Consider the following 21,370-nt stretch of genomic DNA (forward strand, 5'->3'; position numbering starts at 1 on the left):
GCGAGCGGCTCCAGCATCTCGGCCATGATGCCGCGGTAGACCGGTTCGGCGATCCGCGCGGGGTCGCGGATGCCCCAGCCGGACAGCCGGGTGGCCGAGCCCGCCCGGCCGCGAGTGGCGCCGGCTCACTCCGCCGACAGGACCAGCCCGCTGGTCGGCACGCCCGTGCCCGCGGTGACCAGCACGTTGCGTACCGAGGCGAGCTGGTTGACCGAGGTGCCGCGGATCTGCCTGACGGCCTCGGCGATGCCGTTCATCCCATGGATGTACGCCTCGCCGAGCTGGCCGCCGTGCGGGTTGACCGGCAGGCGGCCGTCGATCTCGATGCCGCCGTCGGCGACGTAGTCGCGGGCCTCGCCGCGCCCGCAGAAGCCCAGCTCCTCCAGCTGGGTGAGCACGAACGGGGTGAAGTGGTCGTACAGGATGGCCGCCTGCATGTCCGAGGGCCCGAGCCCGGACTGCTTCCACAGCCGGCCACCGACCACCCCCATCTCCGGCAGGCCCGTCATGTCGTCGCGGTAGTAGCTGGTCATCGTCATCTGACCGGCGCCCGCGCCCTGGGCGGCGGCGGTGATCAGCGCGGGTGACCTGCGCAGATCCCTGGCCCGCTCGGCGGAGGTGACCACCAGCGCCACCGCGCCGTCGCTCTCCTGGCAGCAGTCGAGCAGGTGCAGCGGCTCCGCGATCCACTTCGATGCCTGGTGCTCCTCCAGCGTGATCGGGCGCCCGTGGAACCAGGCGGCCGGGTTGGTGGCGGCGTGCCTGCGCATGGCCACCGCCACCCTGCCGAAATCCTCGGAGGTGGCGCCGTAGGCGTGCATGTAGCGCCGGGCGAACATGGCGACCCAGGCGGCCGGGGTCATCAGCCCGTACGGCAGGTGCCAGCTCATGTCCAGCCCGTGGGACGTGGGCTCGCCGCCGATCCCGGGGTTGGGCTGGCCGAACCTGCGTCCGGAGCGCTCGTTGAACGCCCGGTAGCAGACCACGGTCTCGGCGACCCCGGTGGCGACGGCCATCGCCGCGTGCAGCACGGTTCCGCAGGCCGCGCCGCCGCCGTAGTGGACACGGGAGAAGAACGACAGGTCGCCGATGCCCACCTCGCGGGCCACGGAGATCTCCTGGTTGGCGTCCTGGGTGTAGGTGACGAGGCCGTCCACGTCCGAGGGCGCCAGGCCCGCGTCGTTGAGCGCCGCGAACACGGCCTCGGCGGCGAGCTGGAGCTCGGACCGGCCTGACTGCTTGGAGAACTCGGTCGCGCCGATGCCGGCGACGGCCGTACTCCCGGAAAAGGAGACCACGCTGGTGAGGGCCTTTCTACGGGAGGGCGAACCTGACGGTGCCCGAGGCGTGGTCGCCGAGGCTGACCCTGCCGCGGACCTCGACCGTGAACTCGCCGTCCTCGCAGGCGAGGACGGCGCCGCTGAAGGCCAGTCTGTCGCCCGCGTACGCGGGGACGCCGAGCTTGACGTTGATGCCGCGGATGATCGCCTCGGGTCCGGCCCAGTCGGTGACGTAGCGCTCGACGAGGCCCATCGTGGTCAGGATGTTGAGGAAGATGTCCTTCGACCCCTGTGCCCTCGCGCCCTCGACGTCGTGGTGGACGGGGGTGAAGTCCATGGTCGCGAGTGCGGTCGAGACGACCACGGTGGGGGTCAGCTCGATCGCGAGCTCGGGGAGGACGGCTCCGACCCGCACCTCGTCGTCGGTAAGTGTCCGCATCACGCCTCCCGGGGGACCCACATGGGCAGGATCAGCTCGTCGTCCATCTGGCGATACGTCAGGCGCACCGGCATACCGATACCCACCCGTGCAGGAACGCAGTCCACCACGTTGCCCACGATCCGCACACCTTCCGGCAGTTCCACCACCGCGACCACGAAAGGCGTCCCAAGGCCCGGCACCGGGGGGTTGTGGTGGACGACGTAGCTGTAGACCTCGCCCTCACCACTCGCCGTCAGGTACGTGCGCGCGACCGAGCGGCACGAGGGGCAGACCGGTCCCGGCGGGTGGCGGAGCTCGCCGCAGTCGGCGCACTTCTGGATCCGGAGCTCCCCCTCGGCGGCGCCCTCCCAGAAGAACGCGGTGTCGGCGTTGACGGCGGGTCTCAGCGGGTACGGCGCGCGAGCGGGTGCGTCCTCATCGGCCGCGGGCGCGTCCCGGCGGGCCGCCGACCCGTTACCGCCCGTCGCAAGCGTGTCCGTACGAGCCGGGGGCGTACCCTCGCCGGCCGCCTGCCCGTTTCCCGCGGGTTCCTTCGCCCGCTCCCTGGGCCTGAACTTCAGTACCCGGAACAGCATCTCGGCCACCGCCTCGCCGGCCACGTACCAGGTGACGTTCCAGGTGACGAAGTAGCCCTCACCGAGCGCGGTCCGCTTCGGGCCGGCCAGGCCGGTGAACCGGGTGGCCGGGACCGGGGACTCGCCGAGCCTCAGGTAACGGTGGTAGGTCTGTTCGCAGTTGGTGGCGACCACGCCGGTGTAGCCGTTGCCGTCCAGCATCGCGAGCACGGCGTCGACCGGGGTGCCCGCCTGCTTGCGGTCCCTGTTCACGCCGGGCATGGTCCAGACCTGGATCATCGCCGGTGGCGCCACGATCTGCCCGTGCACCCCGGCCGCGGCCGCCTCGGGGTCGGTGTAGATCGGGTTGGCGTCGCCCAGGGCGTCGGTCCAGTGCCGGATCATCGGGGCGTTCACCGGGTCCGCCGCCGCGACCCCGAGCACCTCGCCCGCGGCGATCTGCCGCTCGGCCAGGGCGGTGAGCCGCTCGTGCAGGTCGGTGGGCTCCGCCGTCGCGGTCATCGGGGCGGCCTCGGCAGGCTCAGGCCGAGCATGGCGATGAGCTCGCGCTGTACCTCGTTGACGCCGCCGCCGAAGGTGAGCACCAGGGCGCCCTTGGCGCCGCGGTCGACGCGCTCCATCAGGTCGGCGGTGCCGGGGTCGGACGGGTCGCCGAAGCGGGCCAGCACCTCGCCGACGATCCGGCCGACGTCCTGCAGCCGCTCGGAGCCGTAGACCTTGGTGGCCGAGGCGTCGGGGGCGCCCAGCCAGCCGAGGTCCATGTTGGCCGCGACCTGCCAGTTCAGCAGCTCGTTGGTACGGAAGTAGGCGTAGACCTGGCCGAGCGCCCTGCGCACCGCGGGTTCCTCGATCGCGCCGGTACGGCGGGCCCAGGCCAGGAACCGGTCGTAGGTGTGCGCGATGTTGCCCGCCGGGCCGAGCGTGACCCGCTCGTGGTTGAGCTGGTTGACGATCAGGTCCCAGCCCTTGTTCTCCTCCCCCACGACCATGTCCACCGGCACCCGGACGTCGGAGTAGTAGGTGGAGTTGGTGTGGTGGCGCCCGTCCATCGTCAGGATGGGCGTCCAGGAGAAGCCGGGGTCGGCGCAGTCGACGATCATCATGGTGATCCCCCGGTGCTTCTTCGCGTCCGGGTTGGTGCGGGCGGCGAGCCAGATGTACTGGGAGTAGTGTGCGCCCGAGGTGAAGATCTTCTGCCCGTTGACCACGTAGTGGTCGCCGTCGCGGACCGCGGTGGTGCGCAGCGACGCCAGGTCGGTGCCGGCCCCCGGCTCGCTGTAGCCGATCGCGAAGTGGCACTCTCCGGCCAGGATGCGCGGCAGGAAGAACTCCTTCTGCGCCGCCGTGCCGTACTGCATGAGGGTCGGCCCGACGGTCTGCACCGTGATGATCGGGTACGGCACCTCGGCGCGGGCGATCTCGTTGGCGAAGATCTGCTGCTCCAGCGGGCCGTACCCGCCGCCGCCGTACTCCTTGGGCCAGCCGAGACCGAGCTTGCCGTCACGGCCGAGGGTGCGGCAGTGCTCCATGTAGGCGTGGCCGAACGGGTCGGTGGAGATCTTCTTGCGGTCGGCGGCGGTGAGGCAGGACTGGAAGTACTCGCGCAGCTCGGCGCGGAGCCTCTGCTGCTCGGGAGTCAGGTCGATCAGCATCAGACGAGCGCTCCGATCATGTCGAGCCGGGCTTCCACCCCGCCCAGCAGGTGGGCGTGGTGCTTGCCCCAGGCGAAGTAGCGGTGCAGCGGGTAGGTCACGTCCACGCCGATCCCGCCGTGCAGGTGCTGGCAGGTGTAGAGCGCCCGCAGCGCCTGGTCGGTGGCGGTCAGCGCGCCGACGGCCAGGTCGGCCTCGGCCTCGGAGTCGGCCCCCTCGGCCAGCCGCCACGCCCCTGACCAGACGGCCACGTCCAGTGCCCGACCGGCGATGTAGACGTCGGCGATCTGCACGGTGACCGCCTGGAACTCGGCCAGCGCCCGGTCGAACTGCCTGCGCGTCCTGATGTACTCGGTGGTGAGCGCCAGTGCTCCGGCCAGCACTCCGGAGGTGACCGCGATGTTCCCGGCCAGCACCAGCCTGCGCAGGCCGTCGGCCGCGACACCGTCCGCGGCGCCGACGAGCTCGCCGGGAGTGCCCGCCAGGCTCAGCGCGGCGGCCGGCTCACCGGTGGAGAGCGTCACCCGGTGCTGTGTCGTCTCGGCGGGGTCCACCAGGAACAGGCCGACGCCCGTCCCCGTGGTGGCCGGAACGAGGATCTTCGCGGCCTGGGCCGCGTAGGGCGTCGTGGTCTTGGCGCCGTGCAGCACCCACCCGGGGCCGTCCTCGCGCGCGGTCGTGGCGGGCGGGACGCCGGGTTCGCCGAGGCAACCGCCCGGCTCGGACGGCGCGGCGGCCAGCGAGATCTCACCGTCCGCCAGCGGGGCCAGCGCCTCGCGCTGCTCGCGGGAGCCGTACCTGGCGATCACCTGCGCGGCGACCAGGCTCTGCTCGGCGGGGACCGGCGCCACGTGGGCGCCGATCTCCCGCAGGATGACCGCCATCTCCACCGGCCCCAGCCCGGCCCCGCCGGCCTCCTCCGGCAGGCAGACGCCGAGCAGTCCCGCCTGGGCCAGGGAGCGCCACAGGGCCGCGTCGTAGGGGGCGCCGCTCTTCTCGTGGGCTTCGAGCCTGGCCGAGGTCACCTCCCTGCCGAGGAGGTCGACCGCGAGTTCACGCAGGTCGGTCTGGGTCTCGTCAAGATTGAAATCCACTGGCGCTCCAGGGTTGCCGTCGGCCGTGCTGGATGAACTCGTCGTCGATGCGGATGGCGTCCTCGGGGGTGAGTGGCCGCCAGGACGCCTGCCCGGGTGGGCGCCACCAGACGGGGTCGCCGGTGTGCCATGCCTCGGCGGCGAGGATCCGCTTGATGACCTTGTTGGACGCGGTCTGCGGCAGTTCCGCGCTGATCCGGATATATCGGGGTATGGCCTTGGGGCCTACGTCCTTCCTGCCGGCCAGGAAGCCCGCGAACGCCTCGGGATCGAAGCCGTCCCGCAGCACCAGGGCCGCCATCACCTGGTCGCCCGCCGCGGCGTCCGGTACGGGGTAGACGGCCGCCTCGACCACGCCGGGGAACTCGCGCACGACCGCCTCGATCGGCGCGACCGCCAGGTTCTCCCCGTCCACCCGGAGCCGCTCGGTGCCCCGCCCGGCGAAGAACACGTAACCGTCGGCGTCGGCGTAGGCCAGGTCCCCCGACCAGAACGCGCCCCGCCTGACGCGCTCGCGGTCGGCGTCGGGGTCGTTGTAGTAGCCGTCGAACAGGCCCAGTCCGCGGGTGTTGACCAGCTCCCCGATCGCCTCGCCCGCGTTGAGCAGCCGCCCGTCCTCGAAGACCGCGACCGGGCACCTTTTCCCAGTGGCGGGGTCGCGGATCTCGACCTCCTCGGGGAGCCTGCCCAGGCATCCCGGCGGCCCGGACGGGGCGGGGGTGATCGAGATCGCGGTCTCGGTGGACCCGAACGCGTCGATGACGTAGCAGCCGAAACGCTCCCCGAACCGGCTGACCGCGGTGGCGCTGCCCTCGTTGCCGAACGCGATCTTGAGGGTGTTCTCCGCGTCCGAGGGCTCCGCCGGGGTGGCCAGCACGTAGGAGAGCGCCTTGCCCACGTAGTGCAGGTAGGTGACCCCGTAGCGCCTGACGTCGGGCATCAGACCCGAGGCCGAGAACCTCCGCCGCAGCACCAGCGCCGCCCCCGACGCCACCGCCGGGGCGTACGCGGCCATGATCGCCCCGGAGTGGAAGAGCGGCATCGAGCAGTAGACGACGTCCTGCGGCGACAGCATCGCCGCCAGGCTCGCCCCCGGAACCGCGATCTTCCGCTGCGTGATCTTCACCGCCCTGGGCCGTCCCGAGGTCCCCGACGTGAAGATCAGCATCGTCAGCGCGTCCTCGCGTACCGGGCCCGCCAAAGGAGCGGGCGACGGCGCGGCGGGATCGGCGGATGGCCGGGAGCGGGCCGACTCCGGATCGCGGAGCGCGGCGAGGTCGGCTGCGAGGGTGGCGTGGGCGGGCTCGTGCAGGATCAGGTCGACATGTGTCGCGTCCGCGTCGCGGGCGAGTTCGGCGGCGCTCCTGGTGGTGTTCAGCGCGACGACCACGTGACCGGAGAGCGCGGCCCCGCCCAGCAGGAACAGCACCTCGGGAACGTTGTCGAACAGCACGCCGACGTGCAGGTTCCGGCCACGCGCGTCCAGCAGGGCGGCGCGGGCCCGGCACTCGGCGACGTACTCGCGCCAGCTCCAGGTCCGCTCCTCGAAGAGCAGGCCGGGCCGGTCGTCGTCGGCGCGCCGCTCCAGCAGCCCCGCCAGCGTCTCTTCGGACATTGCGCCTCCCGCCAGGATGCCCAGGCCAGCTGCTCCGAAAAGTAGAACAGATTCTATTCCGTGTCCAGAGCCAGTTGATCGCAACACCTCACCGGATAACCGTGACATCGCATATGCCGTGTAAGCGTGGGGCGTCTTTGTGACCGGCGAGTAACCCACCGGAGTATCCGGAAATCAGATAACGTGTTCTCATGCGTACCCCGCATGTGTCCACCGACGTGCCGGTCACCCCGCACGCGGCCGACAGGCCCGTCCCGAGAGACCTCGATCCGGTCACGACCGAGAAGACATCCGGCATGCAGAGCGAACCGGCGTCCACGGGCGTCCGCACCAGGAGCCAGCACCAGCGGCGCAAGCGCATCGTCCAGGCCGCCGCCGCCCTCGCCTCGCGAGGCGGCGTCGAGGCGATGCAGATGCGGACCGTCGCCGAGCGTGCCGGGGTCGCGCTGGGAACGCTCTATCGGTACTTCCCCTCCAAGATGGATCTTGTCGTCGCCGTCGTGGGCGAGGAGATCGACCTCCTCGAAAGCAGCATCGAGCGCCGCCCGCCCAGCGCCACCGCGGCCTCGGGGCGGGCCGTCGACATCCTGATGCGCGCCACCCGCGGCCTGATGCGCGAGCCCGAACTCGCCGACGCGCTCATCCGCTCGCTGATCATGGCCGAGGTCGAGACGCCGTTCGGCGACCGGATGACCGGGCTGCTGCTCCGCGTCGCCGGAGACGACCTCACCGTCGACACCGCCACCGAGGAGCAGTTCGCCCTCGCGGGCTCGCTGTCCAGCATCTGGGTGCACGAGCTTCTGGAGATGCTCAGGGGACGCCGCACCTACGAGCAGATCCAGCGGCGCATCGAGATCGCCGCCGAACGCCTGCTCGCCGATTTCCGACCCTCTCCTTCCACCTGAAACTAGAACCCGTTACAGTCGCACTGGAAGGCGACTAGAGCAACGTTCTGGGGCGGCGGGCAAGGAGATCGTATGGGTGCAGTGATCGTCGAAGCCGTGAGAACCCCGATCGGCAGACGCAACGGATGGCTCGCCGGGCTGAAGCCGCAGGCGGTCCTCGCGGCGGCGCTGGGTGGTCTGATCGACAGGGCGGGCATCGACCCCGCCGCCGTGGAACAGGTCTTCGCCGGGTGCGTCACACAGGCCGGTGAGCAGGGCGGTCATGTCGGGCGGCATGCCTGGCTGTACGCCGGCCTGCCGTACCAGACGGGCGTGACCACGATCGACGCGCAGTGCGGCTCCTCCCAGCAGGCCGTGCACCTGGTCGCGGCGCTCATCTCGGCCGGTGTCATCGACGTCGGCGTGGCCTGCGGCGTCGAGGTGATGAGCCGGGCGCCGCTCGGCTCCAACGTGCTGCCCGCCCGGCCCCGGCCCGACGACTGGTCCATCGACCTGCCCGACCAGTTCACCGCCGCCGAGCGGATCGCGCGACGGCGCGGGCTGACCCGCGAGCGGCTCGACGGGTTCGGCGCCAGGTCCCAGCGGCTCGCCGCGGCGGCGTGGGCCGAGGGCCGCTTCGACCGGGAGATCATCCCGGTGACCGCGCCGATCCTCGGCGAGGACGGGCAGCCCACCGGGGAGACCCGCGTCGTCAGCAGGGACCAGGGGTTGCGCGAGACCACGCTCGAAGGGCTGTCCGGGCTCAAGCCCGTGATGGGCGAGGGCGGCATGCACACCGCGGGTACCTCCTCGCAGATCTCCGACGGCGCGGCGGCGGTGCTGCTGATGAGCGAGGAGGCCGCCGCCCGGCACGGCCTGCGTCCCAGGGCCCGCATCCTCGCCCAGGCGCTCGTCGGCGCCGAGCCGTACTACCACCTGGACGGGCCGGTGGACGCGACGGCCAAGGTCCTGTCCGCCACCGGGATGAGCACGGCGGACATCGATAGGTTCGAGGTGAATGAGGCCTTCGCAGCGGTGGTCTTATCCTGGTCATCGGTGCACAAGCCAGACATGGAACGGGTCAACGTCAACGGCGGTGCCATCGCACTCGGCCATCCGGTCGGCGCGACCGGTTCCCGGCTGGTCACCACCGCCCTGCACGAGCTTGAGCGGTCCGACTCCTCGACCGCGCTGGTATCGATGTGCGCGGGCGGGGCGCTCGCGACCGCGACCGTCCTGGAGCGCCTTTGACCGGCGCCGGTAAGGAGCAGCACCGTTGAAATCCCGCCGCAGGCCGTACAGCGAGCAGCGTCCGTTCGACACCGGTGGCGGTGTGTGGAGCGTGCCCGTCCCGATCCCCGGCAATCCGCTCGGCTACACCCTGGTCTACGCGATCGAGTCCCCCGCCGGGCCGGTGCTCATCGACGCGGGCTGGAACGCCCCTGAGGCGTGGCTGGCCCTGCGCGACGGGCTGGGCGCGGTCGGCATGGACGTACGCGACGTGCGCGGGGTGGTCGTCACCCACTTCCACCCCGACCACGCCGGACTGGCCGGGCAGATCAGGGAGGAGTCCGGCGCGTGGATCGCCATGCACGAGGCCGACGCCGAACTGGTCAGGTTCATGCGGGAGGTCGAGGGCGACGCGCACCGCGACCTCCAGGCCGACATGCTGCGCCGCGCGGGAGCGGGCACCGTCGAGGTGGAGGAGGTGACCGTGAACCGGCCGAAGCCGCCCGCGCTGCCGGACCGCGTTCTCTCCGACGGAGACCTGATCGACCTGCCGGGGCGCAGGCTCCGTACGATCTGGACCCCCGGCCACACGCCGGGCCATGTCTGCCTGCACCTGGAGGACGCCGACCGGCTCTTCACCGGCGACCACGTGCTGCCGGCGATCACCCCGCACATCGGCATCTACCCGTACGACCGGGCGGACGTCGACCCGCTCAGCGACTTCCTGGAGTCGCTGGAGAAGGTGAAGGGCCTGGGCGAACTCGAAGCCTTGCCCGCCCATGAATGGATATTTCCGGATACGGCGGCTCGGGCGGCGGAGATCGGCATCCACCACGAGGAGAAGCTCCGACGGCTGGCCGCACTGCTCGCCGAGGCGGCGGAGCCGCTGACCATCTGGGAGATCGCCGGACGGATGACCTGGAACCGGCCCTGGGAGGACTTCCCACCCATGCTGCGTGGGATGGCGGCCGGGGAGGCGGCGGCGCACCTGCGCACCCTGGAGGCTCGCGGGATCATCCGCCGGGTGACGGGGGTGGATCCGGTCCGGTTCGCCATACACTCATAGACATCGGATGTCTGGCGAAACCTGAGGACGGTGCGGAGTGGCGGTCACCGACGCCGCTATCGACAGGATCAAGCAGATGATCCTGTCCGGCGAGCTCGCCCCGGGCAGCAGGCTGCCCAAGGAGGCCGACCTGGCCGACCGGCTCGGCCTCTCGCGCAACTCCCTGCGCGAGGCGGTCAGGGCGCTGGCCCTGATCAACGTGCTGGACGTGCGCCAGGGCGACGGCACGTACGTGACCAGCCTGGAGCCGAGGCTCCTGCTCGACGCCATGTCGTTCGTGGTCGACTTCCATCAGGACGACACGGTGCTGCAGTTCTTCCAGGTTCGCCGGATCCTGGAACCCGCGGCGACCGCCATGGCGGCGACGTACATGTCCGAGTCGGAGGTGGCCGAACTCCGTAAGATCCTCGACGCGCTGCCTCCCGACCCGAGCGTCGAGCAGCTCGTCGCCAACGATCTGGAGTTCCACCAGCGCATCGCGGCGGGCTCGGGCAACGCCGTGCTCTGCTCCCTCATCGAGAGCCTCTCCGGTCCCACCACCAGGGCCAGGATCTGGCGGGGCCTCACCCAGGAGAACGCCCTGGAGAAGACCCGCGAGCAGCACACCGCGATCTGCGACGCCATCGCCGCCCACCAGCCGGAGGTCGCCCGCGCCTGGGCGACCGTCCACATCGCCGGCGTCGAGGACTGGCTCCGCAACGCCCTCGCCTGACCCGGGCCTACCGAGATTGATCATCGCTGGCAGTGCGGCCTCGGGCGTTTGGCGCGGGGCCGCACCAGGCGGTGCTCAGGAACCCGCGACACCGCGCTCCCCGTCCCCTCCGTCCACGGTCGCCGTGCTGCGTCGCGCGGTGACCAGCGCGGCGAGCGGGTACGCGATCACGCCGCTGAACATGATGAGGGCGAGGGAGACAGTGAACCCCCCCACAGCCCACAGGGCGTCGGCGACCTGCCAGATCACCACCAGGAAGCAGGCCGCCAGGATGGCGACGGGCCAGGCCGGCCGTACTCGCAGGAGGTACAACAGTGGCCAGGCGAGAACGATCGCGACCCAACGCCCTATCACCCACGCTTCGACAAGGAAGCCGAGACATCCGGTGTAATGCCCGCATCGTGAGGAGTCGCTGAAGAGGTTGGCCATCAGGCCCGACCATGTCAGGAGGCCGACAGGGAGGATGATCCCGACCAGGACCGCGCAGACCACCCGCCTGGTGGATCTCTCACCCGCCGAGAATGCCTTCAGCTTCGCGTGGATCACCTACGAATGGTGACATATACAGCATTATTCGGCTATAGCGAAAATTCAATTTAGGAATAGCAGTCATAAAGGCTCAGTGTTACACCAGCGGTGCGGGAGTAGCACGCAGGTTGCGGCGTAGATGACGCCTTCGAAGGTCGTGGTCGGGTACTCGGCCACGGATGCGACCCTCCGCTCAAAGGGGCAGGCCGGAAAGTCAGCCGTCATCCAGTTCGCGCCGCGTTACCCCACCCGCGCATCGTCGCGACTTTCAAGAAATCAGGCCTTCGGCTGCCAGGTCGGTCCAGAGGTTCTCGGGGATGGGGCGGGCGGTCAGGGCGGCGTTGCGGGTTACCTCGGTGGCGGAGCGGGCGCCGATGACGACGGTGGCGACGGCCGGGTGACGCAGCGGGAAGGCCAGGGCCGCCTGGGGCAGGGTGACGGCGTGGCGGTCGCAGACGGCGGCGATCCGGCGGGCGCGCTCCAGGAGCGGGCCGGGGGCCGGTGCGTAGTCGTAGGTGCCCGACGGGTCGTGGGTGGCCAGCAGGCCGCTGTTGAACACCCCGGCGGCGAACACCGAGACGCCGCGCCCGGCACAGAGCGGCAGCAGCTCGTCGGCTCCCGACTGGTCGAGGAGGGTGTAGCGCCCGGCGAGCATGACCATGTCGACACCGGTCTCGCGGACGAACCGAGCGAGCATCTCCGCCTGGTTCATGCCGACCCCGATCGCCTTGACGACCCCCTGGTCGCGCAGCTCCGCCAGGGCCGGGTAAGCCTCGGAGACGGCCTGCTCCCAGTGGTCGTCCGGGTCGTGGATCAGCACGAGGTCGACCGCGTCCAGGCCGAGCCGTTCCAGGCTCTCCTCCAGCGAGCGCCTGACCCCGTCGCGGGAGAAGTCCCACACCCGGCGCAGGTCGGCGGGGACGTCGAAGCCCTGCTCGTCCCGGCCGAAGGGTTCTTCGGCCGGGAACAGCCGGCGGCTGTTCCTCAACCCCAGATCACGCGGGGTCGGCAGGACCGTCGAACGGATCGGTGGCCGAACACGCACTAGGCGGCTCGGCGGGCGTTCACCTGCTTCTTGAGCAGCGAGGTGGACGCGGCGGGAGTGGTGCCCTTCAGGCGCTGCTTCTCCACCGAGGTGAGGACCGTCTTCAGCGTCGCCGTCTCCTTGATCTTCGCGGTGAAGTTCACCCCGCCGTTCGCCCAGTTCAGCCAGGCGGCCAGCAGCTCGCTCTCCAGCTTGGCCTTCGACGTCTTCTTCGCGGGTTTGAGCACCTTGTACGCGGTGCCCAGGGTGGAGGCGCGGGTGACCTCGGAGAAGACCTTGCTGGCCTTGCTCACCAGGCCGAGGTAGCAGCCGAGCGTCACGTCCGGGATCGTCCCCTTGCCCCGGCTGATCTCCGTCGCCCACTGCGCGGTGGTCAGCGTCTTCGTGGACTTGCCGCGCGTGCACACCGTGGGGGCCGCCGTCGAGGGAGTCGTCGGGGGGACGGTCACCGTCACGGTGACCGTCACCGTCGGCAGCGGGATCGGCGTCGGCACCGGATCGGCCGGGGTGGGCGACGGGGAGGGACCCGAGCTCTGCTCAGGGCTGGGTTCCGGGTCGGGCTCCTCGGACGGGTCCTCCGGGGAGTCGGGGGAGTCGGGGGGAGGGGTCTGGGTGATGGGGTCGCGGGGGGCGCCCCCGGCGATCGCGGCGTTCAGGTCGAGGCGGGGGGTGGTCACGCTGTCGTAGGTGATCTGCCGGCCCGCGGTCTTCAGCGCGGCCTCCAGCGCGTCCGGGGTGCCCGGTGCCTTCTGGGCCATCAGCGCCAGGGCGCCGGTGACGAACGGGGTGGACATCGAGGTGCCGCTGTAGACCTGGTGGCCGCCGCCCGGCACCGCGGAGTCGATCTCCAGGCCGGGGGCGAAGAGGTCGAGCACGGAGCCGTAGTTGGACCAGTAGGGGATGTTGTCGTCGTCACCCGTCGCACCCACGGTCACCGCGCCGGAGAGGCAGCCGGGAGCTCCGGCGCCGGACACGCCTTCGTTCCCGGCGGCGGCCACCACGGCCACGCCCTTGGCGCGAAGGTCGTCGATCCTGCTCTTCAACGACGCCACCTCGGGCTCGGTGTCGCACGCACTCTCGTAGAGGCCGCCGCCGAGGCTGAGGTTCACCGCGGCGACGTTCCTACCGCCCTCCTTGAGCTTCGCGATGTGCTCCAGGGCGAGCAGGATGGTGGACTCGAACGCGCTCAGGCAGGCCCCGCCCGCCTCGTCGCAGTCATTGAACCTGCTGAAGACCTGGATCGCCACGATGTCCGCGTCGGGGGCGACGGCGTGGGCGATGCCCGCCACGTGGGTGCCGTGGTCGCAGAGGTTGACCTGCTCGTGGACGCAGGCGGGGGTCTCGGCGTCGGCGGATCCGGGGTCGCTCGTCTGCCCGTTCGGGCACAGGGACTGCGCGCCCTCGTCCGTCGCGGAGAAGCAGGCCTGCTCCACGACCTTGCCCCCGAAGTCGGGGTGGTCGGCGTCGATCCCGGTGTCGATGATCGCGATCGTCTGGCCCTCCCCCTTGATCCCGGCGGCGTGTGCCTTGTCCGCGCCGACCACCTGCAGGCTGGAGGCCAGCGAGCCCAGCGAACCCAGTGAGGCGGGGGAGTAGGTGCGGTCGCGGCGGATGGACAGGACGCGCGGGTCCTCGGCCAGCTTGGCGAGCGACTCGCCGCTGCCCTCGACCACGATGAACGAGGTGCCGGAGGGTTCGAGGACGACCTGGGCATCGGGTAGCCGCTCCGCCTCCCCGGCCACCGGCGCCGCCTCCTCGGGGGCCGCCAGTTCGACGATCACCCGGGTCCCGTCGCTCTCCGAGGCGAGCCCCGCCTCCAGCTTCGGCTGGGGTTCGCCGTCACCAGGCTGAGACTCGCCGTCACCGGGCGGGGTCTCGCCGTCGGCGGGCGGGGCCGGTACGTCGGCGGGCGCGGTCTCATCCGGGCCGGGGGACGGACTCGCGGAGGCGCTTGGGGGAGCCGGAGGGCTCTCGGCGAGGGCGGGTACCGCAGGTGCGATGGTGAGAACCAACGCCATGGCCACCAGGGCTCGAACTCGCACATGTCCTCCGGGGGGATCAAAGGGCGTTTCGGAGTCTAAGCAGCGATATGCGCCGAGTGAATACTTTGCCCCGGATTTTGAGGATCTTCTCAGAAACTGCTCGACCCCCCGCGGCGTGACGCACACGGAGGGTCGAGTGATTGGGATATTACTTGAGACCGTTGGACATGGCGGTGATGAGCTCACCGTTCGCGGTGTCGCCGCTGGTCTCCCAGAAGAACGCACCGCCCAGGCCCTGGTTCTTGGCGTAGGTCATCTTGCCGGTGATGGTGGCGGGGGTGTCGTAGCCCCACCACTGGCCGTTGCAGAAGCCGTAGGCGGTGCCGGCGACGGTGCCGGTGGCCGGGCACTTGGTCTTGAGGACCTTGTAGTCCTCGTTGCCCTGCTCGTAGGTGCCGGGGGCGGGACCGGTGGCGGTGCCGCCGGGAGCCGCCTGGGTCACACCGGTCCAGCCGCGACCGTAGAAGCCGATGCCGAGCATGAGCTTGTTGGCGGGCACGCCCTTGCCCTTCAGCTTCTGGATGGCGGCGTCGGAGTAGAAGCCGGGCTTCGTGGGGTTGGGGAGGGCGGTGAGGGGCGAGTGCGGAGCCGTCGGACCCTGGGCGTCCCAGGCGCCGAAGAAGTCGTAGGTCATTGGCATGAGCCAGTTGAGATTCGAGACCGCGCCGGCGTAGTCGGCGACGTCCATCTTGCCGCCGGTGGAGCCGTCGGCGGTGATGGCCGCCGTGACCAGGTTGCCGGTGCCGAACTTGGCCCGCAGCGCGGAGATCACGTTCTTGAACGCGTTCGGGCCGCTGTTGTCACAGGTGAGACCGCAGGAGTTGGGGTACTCCCAGTCGATGTCGATGCCGTCGAACACGTCCGCCCAGCGCGGGTCCTCGACCAGGTTGTAGCAGGAGTCGGCGAACGCGGTCGGGTTGGCCGCGGCCTGGGTGAAGCCGCCGGACCAGGTCCAGCCGCCGAAGGACCAGATGACCTTGATGTTCGGGTACGCCTTCTTCAGCTTGCGGAGCTGGTTGAAGTTGCCACGCAGCGGCTGGTCCCAGGTGTCGGCCACGCCGTCGACGCTCTGGTCCGCGGTGTATGCCTTGTCGTAGTCGGCGTAGGAGTCACCGATGGTGCACCTGCCGCCGGTGGTGTTGCCGAAGGCGTACAGGATGTGCGTCAGCTTGCTCGCGGAACCGCTGGTGACCAGGTTCTTCACATGGTAGTTGCGGCCGTAGACGCCCCACTGGGTGAAGTAGCCGATGAGCTTCTTGGCGGAGGGGTCGACGGTCGGGGTCACGGTCGGCGTGGGGGTGGGGGTGGGGGTCACCGTCGGAGTCGGGGTGGGCGTCGGGTCGGGACCGCCGGTGCCGTCGCAGGTGGCGCCGTTCAGCGTGCAGTTCAGCACGCCGGACACCCCGCCGGGCGCGCCGTTGAAGCCGAAGCTCACCGAGGCGCCCGCCGCCAGCGAGCCGTTCCACGACTTGTTGACGAAGGTGTAGTGGTTCCCGCTCTTGGTCATGTCCGCGTCCCACGCCGAGCTGATCGACTTGCCGGCGGGGAGGTCGAACTCGACCTTCCAACTGGTCAGCGCGCTCGTGCCGGCCTTGACGATGACCTTGCCCTCGAAGCCGGAGCCCCAGTCGGAGGCGGTCGAGTACGTCGCGGTTGCGGGTGTGGCGGCCGTCGCGTTGCCGATCCCCAGGGGAACCAGCAGCGCCGCCGCTGCGATGAAGGAGCCGATGGTAATTCGTCGCAAGGGTCGCTCCAGGTCAGAGAGTGCCAAGCCCCCGTACTCATAGGAAAGTTTCCTATTAGTTTCCTGAGCGTAGGTTCTCCTTCGCCGGCGGTCAATGCCTCGGTCATGGATATAAGGCCGATTTAAGGTTTTGGGGGAAGCGGGTGGAGGCAGGGGGGCGAAAACGCGGAAAGGGCCGGTCACGCGGTCGCGTGACCGACCCTCTGCGGTCCGGTTCCCGGGGAGGCCGTTCCGAAGGGGCGGCGCCCGAACGTCGCCGTCGCCTCACCGGTCAAGAGACAGGTCAGGGAGCCGATCGCCGGGGCACCGAGCCTCGATCAGGCCGGTTCGGCCTCCTCGCGCTCCTCCGGCTCGTCGGCGGGCGACTCGGTCGCGGCCCGCCTCCCCGGTTGCTCCCGTACGATCTCCACCGCGCGCTCGTCCGCTGCGGGCTCCACAGTGGACTCGACGGTGGACTCGACGGTGGACTCAGGCGCGCCGGGGTGGCGCAGCCAGAGGGCGCCCAGCGGCGGGACGCGCAGCGTGGTGGAGTACGGCAGGCCGTGGCGCTGCTCCTCGACGGCCTCGGCGGAGCCGAGGTTGCCCACGCCGCTGCCCCCGTAGTCGTAGGCGTCGGTGTTGAGCACCTCCTCCCACGAGCCGGGGAAGGGCAGGCCGAGGCGGTAGTTCTCGTGCGGGGCGCCGGAGAAGTTGGCCACGCAGGCCACCGCCGAGCCGTCCTCGGCGTAGCGGAGGAAGGAGAACACGTTGCCCAGCGCGTCGTCGGCGTCGATCCAGCGGAACCCTTCGGGGGAGGCGTCCACGTTCCACAGGGCGGGAGAGTCCTTGTAGACCCGGTTGAGGTCGCGGACCAGCCGCTGCACCCCCCGGTGCCCGTCGAAGTCGAGCACCCACCAGTCGAGCCCGCGCTCCTCCGACCACTCCGAGCCCTGGCCGAACTCGCCGCCCATGAACAGCAACTGCTTGCCGGGGTGGGCCCACATGAAGGCGAACAGCGCACGCAGGTTCGCGAACCGCTGCCACTCGTCGCCGGGCATCTTGCCGAGCAGTGACCCCTTGCCGTGCACCACCTCGTCGTGCGACAGCGGCAGCACGAAGTTCTCCGAGTACGCGTACATCAGCGAGAACGTCATCTGGTGGTGGTGGTACTGGCGGAAGATCGGCTCGTGCCTGAGGTAGGCGAGCGTGTCGTGCATCCAGCCCATGTTCCACTTGAAGCCGAAGCCGAGCCCGCCCAGGTGCACGGGACGTGAGACGCCCGGCCACGCGGTCGACTCCTCGGCGACGGTGACGATGCCCGGCGCCTCGCGGTAGGCGACCGCGTTCATCTCCTTGAGGAACTCGACCGCGTCGAGGTTCTCCCTGCCGCCGTACTCGTTCGGCGTCCACTCGCCCTCGCGCCGCGAGTAGTCGAGGTAGAGCATCGAGGCCACCGCGTCGACGCGCAGCCCGTCGACGTGGAACTCGCGCAGCCAGTACACCGCGTTGGCGACCAGGAAGTTGCGCACCTCCCTGCGGCCGAAGTCGAAGATGTAGGTGCCCCACTCGGGGTGCTCGCCCCGTGCGGGGTCGGCGTGCTCGTACAGCGGGGTGCCGTCGAACCTGGCCAGCGCCCAGTCGTCCATCGGGAAGTGTGCGGGCACCCAGTCGACCAGCACCCCGATGCCCGCCTCGTGCAGGCTGTCGACCAGGTGACGGAAGTCGTCGGGGGAGCCGAAACGGGCGGTCGGCGCGTAGTAGGACGTCACCTGGTAGCCCCAGGAACCGCCGAACGGATGCTCGGCCACCGGCATGAACTCCACGTGCGTGAACCCCATGTCCACCACGTAGTCGACCAGCTCGACGGCCAGCTCCCGGTACGACAGGCCGGGGCGCCAGGAGCCGAGGTGTACCTCGTAGACGCTCATCGGCTCCCGCACCGCGACGCTGTCGGCGCGGCGCCGCATCCACTCCTCGTCCCGCCAGGTGTACTCCGACTTCTCGATCACCGACGCGGTCGCGGGCGGCATCTCGGTACGCCGGGCCATCGGGTCGGCCTTGGCCCGCCAGATCCCGTCCGAGCCGAGGATGCCGAACTTGTAACGGTCGCCGGGGCCGAGACCGGGGATGAACAGCTCCCACACGCCCGACCTGCCGAGCGAGCGCATGGGGTACGCGGTGCCGTCCCAGTGGTTGAAGTCGCCGATGACCCGGACACCATGGGCGTTGGGCGCCCACACGGCGAAGGCCGTGCCCTCGGTGTCCTCGTGCCGGATGACCCGCGCGCCGAGGGTCTCCCAGAGCCGCTCGTGGCGCCCCTCGCCGATGAGGTGCAGATCCATCTCGCCCAGCGTGGGCCAGTGCCGGTAGGGGTCGTCCGTCTCGTAGGGCTCGGCATCGGGGTAGGCGATCCGGAGCCGGTAGTCGGGGATCTTGTCGAGGCCGGGGATCGTCACCGCGAAAACGCCGTGGGCCACGTGCCTCATGTCGTGGGCCCTGTCGTCGACGAGGGCCTGGACCTTCTGCGCCAGCGGGCGCAGCGTCCGTATCGTCACGCCCTCGGGCCCCTGGTGCGCCCCGAGGATCGAGTGCGGGTCATGGTGCGCTCCGCCCGCGAGCCGGTCCAGGTCCAAGTGCGCGTTCATGACTCACTCCCGTAGATCGATAGCCCCTACCTTGCCCTACCCGGGTCTCTCAACCCATGCCCTTGTCCACTATCACCATGCGTGCTGGGAAAAGGTGCAGATCTGAGTGAGAGAAAAGTGACGATTGTCGGTTATATGGGGCATACCGGAACGCCCTCCACCGGCGGTGCCGAGCACCCGTGCCGGGCGAGGCCCCCGGCCCGGGTGCCCGGCGGCGTCAGTACGGGTTCTTGGCGGTGACGTCGCGGGGGGTGATGCGGAACCCCTGCCAGTGGCTCGGCATGGGGTCGGCGTCCTCGTCGCGGGGGACGTGGTGGTAGCCGACGTTGACCCACAGGACCGGGTCGGTCAGTCGCTCGCCGTTGGTGTAGCGGTCGACGGACCTGGCGCACTGGGGAGTCGGGTTGACGCTCGCCAGGCGCTCGCAGGAGCGGTAGTCGGTGACGTAGAGATCGGCCCGGGTGAAGGCCTCGTCGGCGGGGCCCCGGTACTGGGCGCTGTCGGAGTTGTTGATCTCCCAGGAGACGCGGTGCCCGTCGGCGTTGCGCACCTTGCGGTCCACCACCCGCCACCAGCGCATCGGCCTGCTGACGGCCTTGGCCTCCGTGCTGAACGTCGTCCGCTCGAGCCGCCGGTTCGCGGTGCCCGAGCCGCTGAAGTCGTACTGCTCCACGACGTCGTCGGCCCGGCCCGCCACGTCGAAGTCCAGGCGCCAGAAGATGTTGTGCGTGTGGCTCGCCTCGAACCTGTCGTCGCCCACCCCGATGGGCCAGCCGTGCTCCGGCGTGGTGGTGAATCCGGCGAGTGACCCGGTGGCCCCCACCCGCGGGGTGATCGCGCCGTCGTCGGAGAAGGCCCATTCGGCCAGGTAGGTGTACCAGCCGACCTGGAAGGCGGCGAACACCACCAGGTCACGCCCCTGGGCCGTCAGGTTCGGCTGGTCGGGGACCGACTTCAGGTACGCGTGGCCGCGGGCCCTGGTGGTCACGCAGACGAACTGCTCGCGACGCTCGCCGAGCGGGCAGTCGGCCGCCCGGAGCGGGATGGCGGTGTAGCCCAGCGACCCGATGTCGTGGTAGCGCGGCCGGCCCCTGTCGTAGGGCACGTGGATCTGGGCCAGCGAGGTGCTGCGCAGCACGGCGATCGCCCGCTGGTTCCTCGGCGTGTAGACGACCCTGGTCAGGGTCAGCCCCTCGACGTTGCGCATCTCCCAGCAGAGCTGCCAGCGCGCCCCGTTGGGCAGGGTCTTGTCGATCCGGTACGGCGCGTTACACGGTGCCGTCGCGGGCTGCGCGGCGGTCGTCTCCGCCGGAGCGCCGGACGACGCGCCGGGCGAGGGGAGCGGCGGTATCGGTGCGGCCTGTGGGGCGGTGAGAGTTCCGGCGAGCAGGGCGCAGGAGAGGGCGAGGCGGAGGAACACTGATTACCACTCCAGGGTGTGGATCTTCTTGGCGGACAGGTCGACGACGAGCCGGCTGGTGTCCAGCCAGGTGCCGTCGGGCAGCCGGACGAACAGCCGCAGGCACCGGTGGACCTCGCACCGCCTGGCCGGTCCCTTCTCGCCGGACGGGGTGAAGATCAGCCCGCGCAGCCCCAGGTCCGCCGCCGATCCCAGCCGCCCGCCCCCCGCCCTGGCGTACGCCTCGCGCGTGACCTTGCCGTATCCCGGGTGGGCCAGCAGGAGCCCGGCGGCCGTCGTCTCCTCCTCCTTCGACGGCGGCGGCTGCACCCCCCGAGCCACCGTCTCCCGCACGACGGTGCCCCGGCCGAGGTCGACGGTCCGCACGATGAGCCGGTCACTGCCGTAGTCGTAGAGATACGCGTCCGCACGGCGGCGGTCCGAGGTGTCCTTGTCGTCGTCGCGCTCCACGTAGAGCAGCTTGATCCGCCCCGCGGCCAGGTGCGATCTGGAGCCCGCCGACGCGATCGTGGTGGCCTGGGCGACCTCCTGACCGGTCAGTGGATCCTCCCGCGCGGGCATCTGCGGGGCGGACCTCGCCGCCTGCGACCCCTGCTCGCCGGAGACGAACAGCAGCGCACCGGCGACGACGGCCACCCCCGCCCCCGCGATCGCCGTCACGATCAACCTTCGCCCCATGAGTGCCCTCTTTACTCACCGTTGACTTTTCATTGCGAAGGGTAGCGATCGGGGAGGGAGGTGGCGGGTCTAAAGGCGTATTGCGTTTTTGGTGGGTGTTACTGAGGTTTGTGGAACTTGATGGCCTTCTTGGGGGCCCAGCTGCCGTCCGTGCCGCATCCGGGGTCGGCCCGGTGTCGTCGATGCCCTTGCTCTGCGTCGAACAGCTCGTCGTCGATCAGGAACGCGCGTCACTCCGCTGTGTGCGCGAGGATGGCGGCGGCCAGTTCCTCGTGCGCCTCGGGCGGCAGTGTGTGCCCCATGCCCGCCACGATCGTCAGCCGCGCCCCCGGGATCTGTTCGGCGATGATCGCGCCGTGACCCGGTTTGACCGGCTCGTGGCTGCCCTCGATGACCAGGGTGGGTGCCTTCACCCGGTGTAGCACGCCCACCGGCTCGAAATCGGGGTTGCCCGCCGCAGCCAGCCGGTGATTGGCCACCGCTGACAGGTCGCGGGCCCGCTCATGGATCCGCTCCTGCAGCCGGCGCGCCGCGTCCTCGTCGAAAGACAGCCCGGTGCCGTGCAGCACGCGCTGCTCGGCGATCATGCCGTCGATCAGCGCGCGCCGGTCCTGCGGCGGCGGGGCGGCCATCAGCGCGCGGTAGAAGGCCACGAACTCCGGCGCCGGCTCGGGGATGCGGGGGAATTCTCGGCATGGGAAACCTCCATGGTCAGCGGCTCGCGTACGGCGCGGGCTCC

At 70.5% G+C, this 21,370-nt stretch carries 18 protein-coding genes; 4 read left to right on the forward strand and 14 right to left on the reverse strand.

Annotation, left to right across the window (positions count from 1 at the left end):
• Positions 1–125: 125 nt before the first annotated feature.
• The 6 genes from ABZ260_RS21970 to ABZ260_RS21995 are packed head-to-tail and all read right to left on the reverse strand — an operon-like array spanning position 126 to position 6,658.
• Positions 126–1,298 carry a lipid-transfer protein gene (locus ABZ260_RS21970; protein ID WP_355620544.1) on the reverse strand — a complete coding sequence of 391 codons (1,173 nt, stop codon included), beginning with the start codon at positions 1,296–1,298 and terminating at the stop codon, positions 126–128.
• 16 nt (positions 1,299–1,314) lie between these two features.
• Positions 1,315–1,719, reverse strand: a complete 405-nt coding sequence (locus tag ABZ260_RS21975; RefSeq protein ID WP_350914428.1) for a MaoC/PaaZ C-terminal domain-containing protein — start codon at positions 1,717–1,719, stop codon at positions 1,315–1,317.
• Positions 1,719–2,798 carry a bifunctional MaoC family dehydratase N-terminal/OB-fold nucleic acid binding domain-containing protein gene (locus tag ABZ260_RS21980; RefSeq protein ID WP_355620547.1) on the reverse strand — a complete coding sequence of 360 codons (1,080 nt, stop codon included), beginning with the start codon at positions 2,796–2,798 and terminating at the stop codon, positions 1,719–1,721. The genes ABZ260_RS21975 and ABZ260_RS21980 overlap by 1 nt, the downstream gene beginning before the upstream one ends.
• Entirely contained in the window at positions 2,795–3,949 is a 1,155-nt protein-coding gene (locus ABZ260_RS21985; protein ID WP_355620550.1) for an acyl-CoA dehydrogenase family protein, read from the reverse strand. Before ABZ260_RS21985 ends, ABZ260_RS21980 begins: the two co-directional genes overlap by 4 nt.
• The gene (locus tag ABZ260_RS21990) at positions 3,949–5,043 is read right to left on the reverse strand and encodes an acyl-CoA dehydrogenase family protein (RefSeq protein WP_355620553.1); all 1,095 of its coding nucleotides are present in this window, start codon (positions 5,041–5,043) and stop codon (positions 3,949–3,951) included. The genes ABZ260_RS21985 and ABZ260_RS21990 overlap by 1 nt, the downstream gene beginning before the upstream one ends.
• The gene (locus ABZ260_RS21995) at positions 5,027–6,658 is read right to left on the reverse strand and encodes an AMP-binding protein (protein WP_355620556.1); all 1,632 of its coding nucleotides are present in this window, start codon (positions 6,656–6,658) and stop codon (positions 5,027–5,029) included. The genes ABZ260_RS21990 and ABZ260_RS21995 overlap by 17 nt, the downstream gene beginning before the upstream one ends.
• Before the next feature lie 296 nt (positions 6,659–6,954).
• Here ABZ260_RS21995 and ABZ260_RS22000 point away from each other — a divergent pair, with 296 nt between their 5' ends.
• From ABZ260_RS22000 to ABZ260_RS22015, 4 genes are all read left to right on the forward strand, one after another.
• The gene (locus ABZ260_RS22000; RefSeq protein ID WP_030913896.1) at positions 6,955–7,563 is read left to right on the forward strand and encodes a TetR family transcriptional regulator; all 609 of its coding nucleotides are present in this window, start codon (positions 6,955–6,957) and stop codon (positions 7,561–7,563) included.
• 72 nt (positions 7,564–7,635) lie between these two features.
• The gene (locus ABZ260_RS22005; protein WP_350914418.1) at positions 7,636–8,793 is read left to right on the forward strand and encodes a steroid 3-ketoacyl-CoA thiolase; all 1,158 of its coding nucleotides are present in this window, start codon (positions 7,636–7,638) and stop codon (positions 8,791–8,793) included.
• A gap of 25 nt (positions 8,794–8,818) precedes the next feature.
• Positions 8,819–9,838, forward strand: a complete 1,020-nt coding sequence (locus ABZ260_RS22010; RefSeq protein ID WP_355620559.1) for an MBL fold metallo-hydrolase — start codon at positions 8,819–8,821, stop codon at positions 9,836–9,838.
• 37 nt (positions 9,839–9,875) lie between these two features.
• Entirely contained in the window at positions 9,876–10,550 is a 675-nt protein-coding gene (locus ABZ260_RS22015) for a FadR/GntR family transcriptional regulator (RefSeq protein WP_350914414.1), read from the forward strand.
• Positions 10,551–10,625: 75 nt separating this feature from the next.
• Here ABZ260_RS22015 and ABZ260_RS22020 read toward each other — a convergent pair whose 3' ends face one another.
• The 8 genes from ABZ260_RS22020 to ABZ260_RS22055 all read right to left on the reverse strand — a co-directional run.
• On the reverse strand, positions 10,626–11,096 hold the full coding sequence (locus tag ABZ260_RS22020) for a hypothetical protein (RefSeq protein ID WP_355620562.1): 471 nt from the start codon (positions 11,094–11,096) through the stop codon (positions 10,626–10,628).
• 250 nt (positions 11,097–11,346) lie between these two features.
• Positions 11,347–12,066, reverse strand: coding sequence for an aldo/keto reductase (locus tag ABZ260_RS22025; RefSeq protein WP_355620564.1), 720 nt, complete (start codon positions 12,064–12,066; stop codon positions 11,347–11,349).
• Positions 12,067–12,122: 56 nt separating this feature from the next.
• Positions 12,123–14,165 (reverse strand): S8 family serine peptidase, encoded by a 2,043-nt coding sequence (locus tag ABZ260_RS22030; RefSeq protein WP_355620567.1) that lies wholly within the window; start codon positions 14,163–14,165, stop codon positions 12,123–12,125.
• A 148-nt stretch (positions 14,166–14,313) separates the two neighbouring features.
• On the reverse strand, positions 14,314–15,909 hold the full coding sequence (locus ABZ260_RS22035; RefSeq protein WP_355620570.1) for a glycosyl hydrolase family 18 protein: 1,596 nt from the start codon (positions 15,907–15,909) through the stop codon (positions 14,314–14,316).
• 317 nt (positions 15,910–16,226) lie between these two features.
• Positions 16,227–18,533 (reverse strand): 1,4-alpha-glucan branching protein GlgB, encoded by a 2,307-nt coding sequence (gene glgB / locus ABZ260_RS22040; protein ID WP_355620573.1) that lies wholly within the window; start codon positions 18,531–18,533, stop codon positions 16,227–16,229.
• 217 nt (positions 18,534–18,750) lie between these two features.
• Positions 18,751–19,953, reverse strand: coding sequence for a copper amine oxidase (locus ABZ260_RS22045; RefSeq protein WP_355620576.1), 1,203 nt, complete (start codon positions 19,951–19,953; stop codon positions 18,751–18,753).
• Positions 19,954–19,956: 3 nt separating this feature from the next.
• Entirely contained in the window at positions 19,957–20,631 is a 675-nt protein-coding gene (locus ABZ260_RS22050) for a hypothetical protein (protein ID WP_355620579.1), read from the reverse strand.
• Between the two features lie 230 nt (positions 20,632–20,861).
• Positions 20,862–21,370: alpha/beta hydrolase (locus ABZ260_RS22055; protein WP_355620582.1), on the reverse strand; the 509-nt coding region annotated here is incomplete at its 5' end.

This window comes from Streptosporangium sp. NPDC006013 (genome assembly GCF_040614275.1).
In the GTDB taxonomy this organism is placed as follows: Bacteria; Actinomycetota; Actinomycetes; order Streptosporangiales; family Streptosporangiaceae; genus Streptosporangium.